Source organism: Streptomyces flavovariabilis, from assembly GCF_000725785.1.
In the GTDB taxonomy this organism is placed as follows: Bacteria; Actinomycetota; Actinomycetes; order Streptomycetales; family Streptomycetaceae; genus Streptomyces; species Streptomyces hawaiiensis.
On sequence record NZ_JNXD01000135.1, the window covers coordinates 1 to 204 of the forward strand.

General features: G+C 66.7%; 1 pseudogene. It reads left to right on the plus strand.

The window, feature by feature from the left end:
• Positions 1–11: 11 nt before the first annotated feature.
• Positions 12–204, plus strand: a pseudogene (locus IO24_RS0140265) (IS5 family transposase); the annotation flags it as partial.

Here is a 204-nt window from a genome sequence, read left to right on the forward strand (position 1 = left end):
GTTGGCTGGGCATGGGTGGGGTGATCTCAGCGGATGATCCGAAGTGGATCGAGCCGTTCTCCGGGTTGACCGAGGTGCAGTTCGCCAGGCTGGTGGCGTTGGTGCGGCGTCGTGGCGGCGACATCCAGCGAGGCCGTCCCTGGCGACTGCCGCTGGAGGACCGGGTATTGCTGGTGGCCACGTACTGGCGCACGAACCTCACGT